Source organism: Mycobacterium sp. G7A2 (assembly GCF_041902445.1).
Classification (GTDB): domain Bacteria; phylum Actinomycetota; class Actinomycetes; order Mycobacteriales; family Mycobacteriaceae; genus Mycobacterium.
In genome coordinates, this window is the sequence record NZ_CP169251.1 from 2,098,188 (window position 1) to 2,111,390 (window position 13,203).

The 13,203-nt window shown below is 67.3% G+C and carries 12 protein-coding genes and 2 tRNA genes; 8 read left to right on the forward strand and 6 right to left on the reverse strand.

What is annotated here, in order from left to right; all coding sequences use genetic code 11:
• Nucleotides 1-16: 16 nt before the first annotated feature.
• The 4 genes from ACEWX3_RS10205 to ACEWX3_RS10220 all read left to right on the forward strand — a co-directional run bounded on the left by ACEWX3_RS10205 (nucleotide 17) and on the right by ACEWX3_RS10220 (nucleotide 4,266).
• Entirely contained in the window at nucleotides 17-409 is a 393-nt protein-coding gene (locus tag ACEWX3_RS10205) for a holo-ACP synthase (protein WP_152517922.1), read from the forward strand.
• A gap of 73 nt (nucleotides 410-482) precedes the next feature.
• Nucleotides 483-1,952 carry an amidase gene (locus tag ACEWX3_RS10210; RefSeq protein WP_207068235.1) on the forward strand — a complete coding sequence of 490 codons (1,470 nt, stop codon included), beginning with the start codon at nucleotides 483-485 and terminating at the stop codon, nucleotides 1,950-1,952.
• A gap of 117 nt (nucleotides 1,953-2,069) precedes the next feature.
• Nucleotides 2,070-2,924: a formate/nitrite transporter family protein gene (locus ACEWX3_RS10215; RefSeq protein WP_207068234.1), complete on the forward strand. Its 855-nt coding sequence runs from the start codon at nucleotides 2,070-2,072 to the stop codon at nucleotides 2,922-2,924.
• Nucleotides 2,917-4,266 (forward strand): dipeptidase, encoded by a 1,350-nt coding sequence (locus ACEWX3_RS10220; protein ID WP_374159356.1) that lies wholly within the window; start codon nucleotides 2,917-2,919, stop codon nucleotides 4,264-4,266. Before ACEWX3_RS10215 ends, ACEWX3_RS10220 begins: the two co-directional genes overlap by 8 nt.
• On the opposite strand, the gene bcp is transcribed toward ACEWX3_RS10220, so the two are convergent.
• Complete coding sequence (gene bcp / locus ACEWX3_RS10225; RefSeq protein ID WP_207068232.1) at nucleotides 4,243-4,716, reverse strand: thioredoxin-dependent thiol peroxidase; 474 nt, start codon at nucleotides 4,714-4,716, stop codon at nucleotides 4,243-4,245. The two genes, ACEWX3_RS10220 and bcp, sit on opposite strands and share 24 nt — an antisense overlap.
• A gap of 183 nt (nucleotides 4,717-4,899) precedes the next feature.
• Between bcp and ACEWX3_RS10230 the strand changes: the two genes are divergently transcribed.
• Nucleotides 4,900-5,127, forward strand: a complete 228-nt coding sequence (locus tag ACEWX3_RS10230; RefSeq protein WP_152517917.1) for a DUF3618 domain-containing protein — start codon at nucleotides 4,900-4,902, stop codon at nucleotides 5,125-5,127.
• A 9-nt stretch (nucleotides 5,128-5,136) separates the two neighbouring features.
• On the opposite strand, the gene ACEWX3_RS10235 is transcribed toward ACEWX3_RS10230, so the two are convergent.
• On the reverse strand, nucleotides 5,137-5,307 hold the full coding sequence (locus tag ACEWX3_RS10235) for a hypothetical protein (RefSeq protein WP_207068231.1): 171 nt from the start codon (nucleotides 5,305-5,307) through the stop codon (nucleotides 5,137-5,139).
• A 377-nt stretch (nucleotides 5,308-5,684) separates the two neighbouring features.
• On the opposite strand from ACEWX3_RS10235, the gene ACEWX3_RS10240 reads away from it, so the two are divergent.
• Nucleotides 5,685-6,071, forward strand: a complete 387-nt coding sequence (locus ACEWX3_RS10240) for a hypothetical protein (RefSeq protein WP_152517916.1) — start codon at nucleotides 5,685-5,687, stop codon at nucleotides 6,069-6,071.
• Between the two features lie 262 nt (nucleotides 6,072-6,333).
• A complete protein-coding gene (locus tag ACEWX3_RS10245; protein ID WP_374159357.1) occupies nucleotides 6,334-9,039 on the forward strand; it encodes a CocE/NonD family hydrolase in 2,706 nt (901 codons plus the stop codon).
• A gap of 60 nt (nucleotides 9,040-9,099) precedes the next feature.
• Here the strand turns inward: ACEWX3_RS10245 and putP are convergent, their stop codons facing one another.
• Nucleotides 9,100-10,620 carry a sodium/proline symporter PutP gene (putP, locus tag ACEWX3_RS10250; RefSeq protein WP_207068229.1) on the reverse strand — a complete coding sequence of 507 codons (1,521 nt, stop codon included), beginning with the start codon at nucleotides 10,618-10,620 and terminating at the stop codon, nucleotides 9,100-9,102.
• Nucleotides 10,621-10,831: 211 nt separating this feature from the next.
• A tRNA-Lys gene (locus ACEWX3_RS10255) sits at nucleotides 10,832-10,907 on the reverse strand.
• Nucleotides 10,908-11,065: 158 nt separating this feature from the next.
• Here ACEWX3_RS10255 and ACEWX3_RS10260 point away from each other — a divergent pair.
• Nucleotides 11,066-12,286 carry an Ig-like domain-containing protein gene (locus tag ACEWX3_RS10260; RefSeq protein ID WP_374159358.1) on the forward strand — a complete coding sequence of 407 codons (1,221 nt, stop codon included), beginning with the start codon at nucleotides 11,066-11,068 and terminating at the stop codon, nucleotides 12,284-12,286.
• A gap of 126 nt (nucleotides 12,287-12,412) precedes the next feature.
• Here ACEWX3_RS10260 and ACEWX3_RS10265 read toward each other — a convergent pair.
• Together ACEWX3_RS10265 and orn are read right to left on the reverse strand one after the other, a co-directional pair.
• Nucleotides 12,413-12,485 (reverse strand) — tRNA-His (locus tag ACEWX3_RS10265).
• Between the two features lie 28 nt (nucleotides 12,486-12,513).
• Nucleotides 12,514-13,161, reverse strand: a complete 648-nt coding sequence (gene orn / locus ACEWX3_RS10270; RefSeq protein ID WP_207069353.1) for an oligoribonuclease — start codon at nucleotides 13,159-13,161, stop codon at nucleotides 12,514-12,516.
• Between the last annotated feature and the right edge of the window lie 42 nt (nucleotides 13,162-13,203).

Below are 13,203 nucleotides of genomic sequence, written 5' to 3' on the forward strand. Positions count from 1 at the left end.
CGATAGCGTGCTGCGCGTGGCCATCGTCGGGATAGGCATCGACCTCGTCTCCATTCCGGAGTTCGCCGAGCAGGTGGACCGGCCGGGCACGGTGTTCGCCGAGACGTTCACCCCGGGTGAGCGGCGCGACGCCGCCGACAAGAGTTCGTCGGCGGCGCGCCACCTCGCGGCGCGGTGGGCGGCCAAGGAAGCCGTCATCAAGGCGTGGTCGGTGTCGCGGTTCTCGAAACGGCCGGTGCTGCCCGAGGGCATCCACCGCGACATCGAGGTGATCACCGACATGTGGGGGCGGCCGCGGGTGCGGCTGTCGGGGGCGGTGGCCGAGCACCTCAAAGAGGTGACCATTCATCTGTCGCTGACCCATGAGGCCGACACCGCCGCCGCGGTGGCCGTCCTCGAGGAGCGCTAACATTCGTCCCCGCGTTGCTGCAGACCCTGCTGCTTTCGTGACCCGGTAAACGGGGAGGCCGTACGGTCAGGCCATGGACTTCGAGGAGTACCGCGCCCATGACGCCACATCGCTGGCGAAGCTGGTAGCCGACCGACAGGTGTCCGCGGCGGAGTTGCTGACGCTGGCCCGCGAGCGTGCGGCCGCGGTCAATCCGCGGATCAACGCCGTCGTGCGTGACGTCCCCGCAGTCCCGCCGGACCGGCCGCAGGGACCGTTTTCCGGGGTGCCGTTCCTGATCAAGGACCTCGCCCAGGACTACGCGGGACTGCCGACGTCCGCCGGCTCGCGGGCGTTGATGTCGACCCCGGCCGCCGAGCACGCCACGGTGGTGCAGCGATGGATCGACGCGGGCCTGGTCATCTTCGGGAAGACCAACACCCCCGAGTTCGGCGCGAAAGGGGTCACCGAACCGCTCGCGTGGGGATCGGCACGTAATCCGTGGGACACCGACCGGACCCCGGGCGGCTCCTCGGGCGGGTCGGCTGCGGCGGTCGCGGCCGGGATCGTGCCCTGCGCGGGCGCCAACGACGGAGGCGGATCCATCCGGATCCCCGCGGCCTGCTGCGGGCTGGTGGGTCTGAAACCCGGTCGCGGTCTGACGCCGTCAGGCCCGCTGGCCGGTGAGGCCATGCACGGCTCCGCTGTGCAGGGTGTGGTGTCGCGCACGGTGCGCGACACCGCGGGAATGCTCGATGTGATCAGCGGCGGCGAACCGTTCGGGCCCTACGTCCCGGCCATGCCGCCGTCGTCCCTGACATCGTGCGTGGGCCAGGATCCCGGTGCGCTGCGGATCGGGGTGCGGGTGCCCTCGGCGATCACGCCGACGCCGCACCGCGAGGCCTACGCTGCGGTGGCGACGACCGTGCGCGCGTTGACCGAGCTGGGTCACCAGGTCGACGAACTGCCTGAGGCGCCCTACGACGATGCCGAGCTGGCGCGTGACTTCCTGCTGACCTGGTTCGTGGTCGCGGCGTGGGAGGTGGCCGAGGCCAAGCGGCTCAGCGGTGCGGGGGACGAGTCGTTCGAACGGGACACGTTGATCATGGCGGCGCTCGGTCGCGCCACGAGCAGCGTCGACTATGTGGATGCCGTGGAACGCCGGCATGCGCACACCCGCCGGCTGAGTACGTTCTTCGAGTCCTACGATCTGTTGCTGACCCCCACATTGGCCACCCCGCCGCCGACCATCGGCGAGTTCGAACTTCCTGTGGCACTGGCCCGGGCGGCCGATGCTCTGCTCAAGACCCGGACAGCGCGGTTCCTGAAGTACACCAAGATCGTCGACGACATGGTCGACAAGAACCTCAACTGGGTGCCCTACACCCAGTTGGCGAATCTGACTGGGCGCCCGGCAATCTCGCTTCCGCTGCATTGGACGCCGGAGGGCTTGCCGATGGGGGTCCAGTTCGTCGCACCGCTGGCCGGTGAGTCACTGCTGGTCAAGTTGGCCGCTCAACTGGAACAGGCGATGCCCTGGGCGGGGCGGGTCGCGCCGATCTAGGACACTGGCCGCAGACCGGGGGCGGCCGAGCGCGCTGATCGGCCCGCACCGCCGGTTGGCGGCCCGGCGTTTCGGGTATCCCGGCGGATCACTGTGGCCGCATCGGAGGACGAAACTGTGACCGAGACAGACCAGCGCCGAAAGCTGGGGGAATCCGACAGCCCCATCGAAGACGCGCTCGAGTACGCCTTCCGGCGCATGGTCGACGAGGGCACTCAGCGCCTGCACCGCAGCTGGCGCGAAGTTCTGGTGACCGGCTTCTTCGGCGGCACCGACATCGCGGTGGGGGTGTTGGCCTATCTGGCGGTGTTGAACGTCACCCACCAGCCGCTGCTGGCCGGACTGGCATTCTCCATCGGCTTCTTGGCGCTGCTGCTCGGTCGCAGCGAATTGTTCACCGAGGGCTTCCTGGTTCCGGTCACTACGGTCGCGGCCAAACGGGCCAGTTTCAGGCAGCTGATGAAGCTGTGGAGCGGCACGCTGGTCGCCAACCTGGCCGGTGGTTGGTTACTGATGCTGGTGATGATGACAGCGCTGCCGCAGCTGCACGCGCAGACCATCGAATCCGCATCGCACTATGCGACGGCACCCCTGTCGGCCGAGACGATCGCGCTGTCGCTGTTGGGCGGCATGGTGATCACGCTGATGACCCGCATGCAGCACGGCACCGACTCGGTGCCGGCCAAGATCGCGGCAGCGATCGCGGGCGCGTTCCTGCTCGCGGGTCTGCAGCTGTTCCACTCCATCCTCGACTCGCTGCTGATCTTCGGGGCGCTCATCACCGGTGAGGCACCGTTCGGCTACCTGGACTGGCTCGGATGGTTCGGTTACACCGCGGCCGGCAACCTCGTCGGCGGACTGGGCCTCGTGACACTCCTACGCCTGTTGCGCAGCAAGGATCGCGTCGCCGAGGAGCGCCGTCGAGCCGAGTCGCCCGGCGACGAGGAGCCGCTAACCTCGACGCATGACTGACATCCCGGCGCGGGTGCGCGACGTGCTCCCAGCGGTGCGCGCCGATCTCGAGAACCTGGTACGCATCGAGTCGGTGTGGGCCGACCCCGACCGCCGCGGCGAGGTGCAGCGCAGCGCCGAAGAGGTGGCGAAGTTGTTGTCGGAGGCCGGATTCGGTGACGTACGCATCGTGGCCGAAGGTGGAGCCCCCGCTGTCATCGCGCACCACCCCCCGCCGCCCGGCGCCCCGACGGTTCTGCTGTACGCCCACCACGACGTGCAGCCGGAAGGTGATCGGTCTCAGTGGCATTCGGAGCCGTTCGAGCCGACTGAACGCGACGGACGGCTCTACGGCCGCGGGACCGCCGACGACAAGGCGGGCATCGCCACACATCTGGCTGCTTTCCGTGCGCACGGTGGGAACCCGCCGGTCGGGGTGACGGTCTTCGTCGAGGGCGAAGAGGAGTCAGGCTCCCCGTCGCTGTCGCGGCTACTGGCCGCGCACCGCGACGCCCTGGCCGCCGATGTCATCGTGATCGCCGACTCCGACAACTGGAGCACCGAGGTTCCGTCGCTGACGGTGTCGCTGCGCGGGCTGGCCGATTGCATCGTGGAGGTCGCCACGCTCGACCACGGGCTGCACTCGGGCATGTGGGGTGGTGTCGTGCCCGACGCGTTGAGCGTGCTGGTGCGGCTGCTGGCCAGCCTGCACGACGACGAGGGCAACGTCGTGGTCGACGGGTTGCACGAATCGACTGCCGCGCCCGTCGAGTACACCCCGGAACGGGTGCGGGCCGACACCGGTCTGCTCGACGGTGTGCAGGAGATCGGTTCGGGCTCGGTGGCGCAGCGCCTGTGGGCGAAACCGGCGATCACCGTCGTCGGCATCGACACCACGCCGATCGCCAAGGCGTCCAACACCTTGACACCACGCGCCCGCGCCAAGGTGAGCATGCGGGTGGCGCCGGGCGGTGACGCCGCCGAACACCTGGCTGCGCTCACCCGCCACCTCGAGCAGCACACACCCTGGGGTGCGCAGGTCACCGTGACGCCCGGCGACGTCGGCGAGCCGTATGCGATCGACCCGAGCGGGCCCGTCTATGACGCGGCGCGTGCGGCCTTTCGCCAAGCCTGGGGGAACGACGCAATCGACGCCGGAGTGGGCGGCTCGATTCCATTCATCGCCGCGTTCGCTTCGGCGTTTCCGGACGCCAAGATTCTGGTGACGGGGGTCGAGGACCCCGACACCCAGGCGCACAGCATCAACGAGAGCCTGCACCTCGGCGTGCTGGAGCGGGCGGCGACCGCCGAAGCGCTGCTACTGGACCGGCTGGCTGGATCAGACCGACAAATCGCGACGTAACTTGGCGACATGGCCCGTCGCGCGGATGTTGTACTGCGCCAACGCGATCTTGCCTTTCTCGTCGACGACGAAGGTCGACCGGATGACGCCCTGCACGGTTTTGCCGTACATGGTCTTCTCGCCGTAGGCGCCCCAGGCCTCGAGCACTGTGCGGTCGGGGTCGGCCAGCAACGGGAACGTCAGGCCCTCCTTGTCGCGGAACTTCGCCAGTTTCTCGGGTTTGTCCGGTGAGATGCCGACGACGTCCAGACCGGCGTCGTTGAGCTCGGCGAGGTTGTCCCGGAAGTCACAGGCCTCCTTGGTGCAGCCGGGGGTGGACGCGGCCGGGTAGAAGTACACGATGACTTTGCGGCCCTTGTAGTCCGAGAGTTCGACGGTGTTGCCGTCGGCGTCGGGCAGGCTGAAAGCGGGAGCGGTGTCGCCCACTTCGAGGCGAGGGGTCTGCGGCATGGGTAGCTGTCCTCCGGTGTCGCGGGGTCCGGTGCGATCTGAAGCGACCGGCGCGCTCGGTCTCGCCCCGGCTGATCTAGGGTAGTGCGGCAGGACGACACCGTTGGTCGATGGGCGCACCGTCGGTGAACAGGCGCGCCGTCGGTGGATGAGCACAGTAGGCGATGAGGCACGGAGGCAGATGTGGCGGACCGCGATCCCGACAGCATCAAGGCTGAGATCGACGAGGCCCGGGAGCAGTTGGCCCTGACCGTGGATTCTCTCGCTGCCCGCGCCAACCCGCGCCGGCTCGCCGACGATCTGAAGGCGGGGGTGGTGCGGTTCGTTCGCCAACCGGCCGTGGCGGCGTCGCTGGCCGGTGTCGGACTGGTGGTCATCGTCGTGACCGTGCGCCGCCTCCGCCAGCCCTGAGCGGACGATTCAGCGCCGCCGGCCACCTCGCAGCCACGTCGGGAACGTGAAGCCGGGCGGGTTGGCCACCCGGCCCAGCCGGGAGCAGGTACGGATCGCGACCGGGTGTTGGCCAGTCACGTGATCAGCTGAGTTCTCACCACCGGTCCCCATCGGCGCCGGATCGGCCAGGCCTGCCATCAGCTAATTCCTCGATTCACCCGTCCATGGTTTGCCCGATGTAGGGACCATGTTCAACAGCTAACGGCAACCATAGCACTGTGGTGGCTCTTTTCCCAGCGCACGTGCCGTTAATATTCGCGCAGCCATCTCTATGGTTACCATCGGGGCAATCGTGACCAGCTTGCGATCGCCACGCGGGCAGTGAGCTCTAGCACAGTGTCGGGGCGCTCGGGCGAGAAATCCCCAGAATTTTCGTGAACGTAAACCGATCGCTGGATACCTCGTGTCGCACATCCGCCGTGCGCCGTGTGTCGGGAAGTCGGGAGGTGCTGGCAAGCGCCGCGGCCGGCGCGTCCTCTACGCTGGCGCTGTCCACGACAGCAAAGGAGGCCGGCATGGCCTGGTTCCTGGCCCTCCAGGGCGCGACGCAGCCGAGTCACCAGTCCTCGGTGTACGAACTCCAGGACTCGGCTGACATCGACAAGCTCGCCCAGGAGTTGGTGGGCGCCGTCACGCTCGATCGGGTCGTGCCCGTTCCGGCGATGCTTCCGCAGAACACCCGCAAGCGGCAGAAGGTGACGCTCTACATCCGGCCGGCCGCATGGGGGATGTGGACCTTCTACGAGCTCTCCGAAGAAGACCGGCGCCAGTTGATGAAGGACAACCCGCTGGTTCAGGCGATTCAGCAGCATCAACGCGAGCATGCCGGGCAGCCTGGCGCGGGCCAGGGCAACCCGCTGCTCGGTCAGCCCGGTCCGGGCGGGTTCGCTCCGCGTCGTTGATCACGGTCGGCCGAACGTGCCCGGCGACGAGGGCTGAGGCTGTGCGGCCGCTTCGTCTCATGGCCATCTGGTGACATCAGACGACTTTGCCAGCCCTCGTCACGGCGATTTCGCTGACGACAGCGTGTTCTGAGCGACTCCCCGAATACTGCACGCGCGTACCAATTGCCATTTGCTTGTGACACTTTTCGGCAATCCCCGGTGCCCGACTATTGACGCGGCATATATTTGCCCGGCATTCGCGGGTCGGTGGGAGGACGTTATGAGCGCAGCGGCACATGTCGGTCGGATCGGTGGCCTCGCGGTCGCCCTGGGCGTCGGGGCTGCGGTCCTGACGGGCTACGGTGTCGCGGCTGCGGACACCGGCTCCGGAGAGTCGGGTTCGAGTGCGTCGTCGGGTAGTTCGGCAGGCTCCTCCACAGGCGGTACCGACAGTTCGACCGCCGGCGCTTCGAGCCCCTCGGCGAATGCCGGCGACGGCGACGATGCCTCGGACAGTGACGATGCCTCGGACAGTGACGAGGCCGCTGACGCGTCCGAGGGCGACGACGCTTCGGAGAGCGACGACGGCGACGACACGGCTGGGGACAGCGAAGACCTCGACGCCGATCTCGGCGTCGACGAGGGTCTCGAAGCTGACGGAGACGTGGACGGGGACGATCCGGCAGGCAGCGGCGGCTATGCGTCCGCGGAGTCGGAAGCCCCCGCGGAGGTGGTCGACGACGTCGACTCGGCGGCTCCCAGCGACGGGGTCGACTCGACAGTAGTGAGCGACGAGGTCGATGCCGAACTCGCGGCCGAGCGGCAGGACCAAGCCGTCGAATGGCTGGCCACCCCCGAGGCCGTCGCCGGCCGTGCGGGCACCGAACAGACAGCGCCGGCCGAGCAGACGGCTGCCGCCGAAGAGTCCGTCGACGCCACGGCGGCCGTGCCAGACGTCGCCCTCACCGAGATGGTCGGGCTGCTCAGCCCGTTCGCCGGTGGGGGGCCGGCGGCTCCGCCGATGAACTCGCCCATGGAGTGGGCGATGGCAGCGGCCGCCCGTCGCGAACTCGAGAGCGGTCCGGTCTCGGTGAACCCCGTACTCGAGTTCCTCGACGGGGTCATCTACGGCAACGTCGGCGCCACCGATTCGCGGGGAAACCCGTTGATCTACACCATCATCGACGAGCCGAGCCAGGGCGGCAAGATCACCCTCGCCGAAGACGGCAGCTTCTCGTTCCTGCCCGACCTGTCGGTCGTCGAGTCCGGTGGCACCGAGCAGTTCACGGTGATGGTCAGCGAGCAGACCGGGCTGGTGCGCTTCCTGGAGCAGATTCCACTGCTGGGTGACTTCGTCCAGCCGATCGTCCTCGGTCTGCAGCAGATTCCGATCCTGGGCACCATCCTGCAACCGTTCATCGGATACCGGGTGATCGCACCGATCGACGTCAATGTCGGCGAACTGGTGCCGGCCGGTGCGCCGGTCGCCTTCACCACGATGGTGACGTCGTTCGACGGGGTACAGATCAGCACGAACTTCTTCCCGGCCTCGGGTCTGCTGGCCGGCGAAACCGCGTCGACCGTGCTGAACGGGCCGGGTCTGGGCGACCCGGGCAACATCGACCCCACCTCCGTGACGACGGTGTTCAACCTGGTGCCGGGACTGGTGCCGCTGCGGGACGCCGGGTACAACGTGGTGACCTGGGATCCGCGTGGCGAGTTCGCGTCCGGCGGCGTGCTGCAGCTGGACAACCCGTTCTTCGAGGGCCGCGACGTGCAGGCCATCCTGGACTGGGTGGCGACCCGCCCGGAGACACTGCTCGACGGTCCCGGCGACCCCGTGGTCGGCATGGTGGGCGGTTCCTACGGTGGTGGAATCCAGTTGGTGTCCGCGGGCATCGACGACCGGATCGAGGCCATCGTCCCGGTGATCGCGTGGAACTCGCTGAACGAGGCGCTGTATCCCACCGAGGCGTTCAAGACCGCCTGGGCGACCCTGCTGGGACTGGATCTGCTGGAGGGCGGCGCCCGGATCAACTCGCAGATCTACCCGGCCATCATCCTCGGCGATCTGCTGGGATTCATCACCGAGACCCAGCAGGCCATCCTGGCCAGCAGCGGTCCCACCGTGCTGGTGAGCGGTATCACCGCGCCCACGCTGCTGATCCAGGGCACCGCCGACGGTCTGTTCACCCTGGCGCAGGCCGTCACCAACGCGATGTTGCTGGAGGCCGCCGGCACCCCGGTCGACATGATCTGGGCGTGCGGTGGTCACGGCGTCTGCCTGGACCCGATCAGCCCGTTGCAGACCCCCCTGCTGATCGACTCGACGCTGGATTGGCTCGACAAGTACGTCAACGGAAACGAATTGGTGCCCACCGGACCACGGTTCGAGTGGTTCGACCAGAACGGTGACTATTTCTTCTCGGATCTGCTGCCGTCGGATCCGGCGTTCTACGGAGAGTCCCTCGTCGTCGCCGGGGCCGGCGGGTTCCTGCCGATCCTGCCGCTGCTGGGCGGTTCGGGGCCGCAGACGCAGTCGCCCACACCGCTTCTGGTGTCTCCGGCCCTGGCCTCGGAAGCCGCGCTGGCCATCGACGTCGAGGTGCCGTCCCCGGAGGCCACCGTGCAGATCGTGGGCGCGCCCGAGCTGACCATCACGTATTCGGGCCTGGGGACGAGTCGACACATCTACGGGCAGTTGGTCGACGAAACCACCGGCTTGGTGTTGGGCAACCTGGTGACACCCATCCCGGTGACGCTCGACGGCCGCACGCACACCGTCTCCATCGACCTGGAGCAGATCGCCTACACGATGGCGCCGGACTCGCAGCTCAAGCTGCAGTTGGTGGGTTCGGCCACGCCGTACGAGAACCTGCTCCAACTTGGCTTCATCAACGTCGAGGCCGTCGAGCTGGCGCTGCCGACCGTCGCAGCCGAGGTGGGCGGTGTGGCAGGGCTGACGGTGGGCATGGCGGTCGCCTGACCCGCCGCGCTGGTCTCCGGGGAAGCGTCTGCGGGGAAAGCCTTGGAGGGGGCGGGCCGCTCAGGCGGCCGGAGCCGGTTCCTGAACCGCCGCGTTCATCTCGGAGAACTCGCGTTCGATGTCGTCGTTCTGGCGTCTGGTGAGCAGCGACACCGCCACAGCCACCACACCGCAGGCGATGAAGCCGGGAACGATCTCGTACATCACGCTGGCCAGCGCGTCTGTCTGGCCCCAGACTCCGACGACCACCGCGCCGCTGAGCATCCCGGCAATCGCGCCGGCCGAGGTGAGTCGGCGCCAGAACAGCGACAAGATGATCAGCGGGCCGAACGCCGCGCCGAAGCCGGCCCAGGCGAATCCCACCAGATCGAGAATCGTCCCGTCGGGGTTCAACGCGAGCAGCATCGCCACCACCGCGACGGTCAGCACCCCCAACCGGCCGTAGTTGACCAGCCGGGTCGGGCTGGTTTCCTTGCCGAACGCGCGGTAGATGTCTTCGACCAGTGCGGAGGAGCAGACGATGAGCTGCGAGGAGATCGTCGACATGATCGCCGCGAGTACCGCCGCGAGCACGATTCCGGCCACGAACGGGTGGAACATCACCTGTGCCAGTTGCAGAAACACCGTCTCGGCGTTGTCGAGTGTTTCGCCGCGACTGTAGAAGTACGCCAGGCCGGCGAATCCGGTGGCAATGGCGCCGACCGAGCTGAGCACCATCCAGCTGATGCCGATGCGGCGGCCGGCCTTCGCGTCGGCGGGGGAGCGCAGCGCCATGAACCGGACGATGATGTGGGGCTGACCGAAGTAGCCGAGCCCCCAGGCCGCAGCGGACAGGATCGCCATCACGCTGCCGCCGAAGAACAGCGAGGTGCGGTGCATTTCGTCAGCGGGGTCTGCGAGGTTGTGCGCAGCGTCGGCGGCGTTGATCGCGTCGATCACCTCGCCGGGCCCGCCCGCAGCGATGATGGTGACGACGGGAACCGCGATGAGAGTGGCGAGCATCAGCAGGCCTTGTGCGACGTCGGTGAGGGTCGCTCCCAGGAACCCACCGAACAGCGTGTAGCTCAACGTGATTCCGGCGACCAGCAGCATGCCCACCAGGTAGGACGAGCCGAAGGTGGCCTCGAAGAACACTCCGCCCGCGACCATGCCGGACGACACGTAGAAGGTGAAGAACACCAGGATGATCGCGCCCGCTGCGATGCGCAGGACGTGCGAATGGTCTCGCAGCCGGTTCTCGAAGAAGCTCGGTACGGTGATCGAGTTGTTCGCGATCTCGGTGTAGGCGCGCAAGCGGGGGGCGACGAAGCGCCAGTTCAGATACGCCCCGATGACCAGGCCGATCACGATCCACGACTCCCCGAGTCCGGTGGCATAGATGGCGCCGGGCACCCCGAGCAGCAACCAGCCGGACATGTCGGACGCTCCGGCGGACAGCGCCGCCACGCCGGGGCTGAGTTTGCGCCCGGCGAGCATGTAGTCGTCCAGATCGCTGGTCTGGCGGTAGGCGTAGACGCCGATGGCGATCATCGCTGCGAAATACAGCCCGATGGCCAGCATCTGGAACGTCGAGTCCGTCATGTCGGTGTCCTCGGTGCTAGGCGTGAGACGGCTTCGGCTGATCGTAGGAGAATTCCGGTCCACGCTGGTCCGATCGGGCGAACGCGACGGGGGGACGAGGTCAACCCTGCCCGGGTCGACTCTGCCCGGCTGGGCGCCACAGGTGCCGGACAGTTGTCCGCCCGGATGGGCCCGGAAACCACAAAAACCCCGCCGAAGCAGGGTTTCTGTGTGGTGCGCCGTCAGGGTTTCGAACCCCGGACCCGCTGATTAAGAGTCAGCTGCTCTACCAACTGAGCTAACGGCGCGCGTGTGCGACAATAACAGGCCCGCGGCACAGGGAGAAATCACGATGTCCGCGCGGTACCGGGAAGCGACGTCGGCGTCGCCTACCCGTCACAATCGAGCCGTAGAATCGATCCGAGTGTTTTCGACGTATCAATCTGTATGTGAGGTGGAGCGCAGTATGTGGCAGGTCAGCACGGCGAACCGTGTGCGACGCAACCGAGTCTGGTTGACCGTCGCCGCCCTGGTTCCTGCGATCGCGCTCCTGCTCACCGCGTGCGGCGGGCCGGCGGAGGCGCCTGCGCCGCAGGTGATCAGTGACAAGGGGACCCCCTACGGCGACCTGCTGGTGCCGAAGCTCACCTCCTCGGTGCAGGACGGGGCGGTCGGCGTCAGTGTCGACTCCCCGGTGACGGTCAGTGCCGAGTTCGGCGTGCTGGGCGCGGTGACCATGGTCAACGCGAGCGGCGAGCAGGTCGAAGGCAAGCTGTCCGAGGACGGTCTGACGTGGCAGACCACCGAGCCGCTCGGCTACAACAAGAGCTACACGCTCAACGCGCAATCGCTGGGCCTCGGCGGCGCCACCAGTCGGCAGATGACGTTCGAGACGCATTCGCCGGAGAACCTGACGATGCCCTACGTCCTGCCCAACGAGGGTGAGGTCGTCGGCATCGGTCAACCCGTCGCGATCCGCTTCGACGAGAACATCCCGAACCGGTTGGCCGCCCAGCGCGCGATCACCGTCAAGACCAACCCGCCGGTCGAGGGTGCCTTCTACTGGCTGAGCAACCGCGAGGTCCGGTGGCGTCCCGCCGACTACTGGGAGCCGGGCACCGCGGTGGAGGTGTCGGTCAACACCTACGGGGTCGACCTGGGCGACGGCCTGTACGGGCAGGACAACGTGTCGACGAACTTCACCATCGGCGACGAGGTGATCACCACCGTCGACGACAGCACCAAGACGCTGACGGTGACCCGCAACGGTGAGGTCGTCAAGACGATGCCGGTGTCGATGGGCAAGAACAGCACACCGACCAACAACGGTGTCTACATCGTCGGTGACCGGCGCTCGCACATGGTGATGGACTCGTCCACCTACGGCGTGGCGGTCAACTCACCCAACGGCTACCGCACCGAGGTCGACTGGGCCACCCAGATCTCCTACAGCGGCATCTACGTCCACGCCGCCCCGTGGTCGGTGGGCAGCCAGGGCTACAGCAACGTCAGCCACGGCTGCATCAACGTCAGCACCAGCAACGGCCAGTGGTTCTACGACAACTCCAAGCGCGGCGACATCGTGGAGATCGTCAACACGGTCGGTTCGACGTTGCCGGGCACCGACGGCCTTGGCGACTGGAACATCCCCTGGGAGCAGTGGAAGGAAGGCAACGCCAACGTCTGACGCTCCCGGATCGCTCCCGACGAAGCCCACCACAGCCGCTGTGGTGGGCTTCGTCGTTGCGGGATCCGGATGATGGTCAAAACGCAGAAACGCCGCCTACTTGCGTAGACGGCGTTCCCGGTAACGGGTGGCTGACGGGACTCGAACCCGCGACAGCCAGGATCACAACCTGGTGCTCTACCAACTGAACTACAGCCACCATTGCCGCGTGTGCGGCGTGCTAGATACTAGCTGCTGGAACCCTCATCGATCGAATCAGTACCCGAATCCGCAGGTGAAGCCGGACCCAGCGCCGCCGCGACGTCGGCGATCTCGCCGGTCGACGGGCCCGGCGGGGCCACGAACGCCGTCTGCCGGTAGTACTTCAGCTCGCGGATCGACTCGTGGATGTCGGCCAGCGCGCGGTGGGCCAGACCCTTCTCGGGCTGGCCGAAGTAGATCCGCGGATACCAGCGCCGGCACAGCTCCTTGATCGAGCTGACGTCGATCATGCGGTAGTGCAGGTAGTCGTCGAGTTTGGGCATGTCCCGGGCGAGGAAGCCGCGGTCGGTGGCGATCGAGTTGCCCGCCAGCGGGGCTGTCTTCGCCTGTTTGACGTGGGTGCGGATGTAGTCGAGCACCATCTCCTCGGCGGTGGCGACGTCGATGGTCGACGCCCGCACTTCCTCGGTGAGACCCGACTTGTTGTGCATCTGGGCCACCACGTCGATCATCGACGACAGCGCGTCGTCACCGGCATGGATGACGACGTCGACGCCATCGCCGAGGACGTTGAGTTCGGAGTCGGTCACCAGGACCGCGATTTCGATCAACAGGTCGGACTTGAGGTCCAGCCCGGTCATCTCGCAGTCGATCCACACCAATTCGTCGCGCACAGCGTTTCACAGTAAGCCCCACGGTCTGGCCGGGCTGACTTC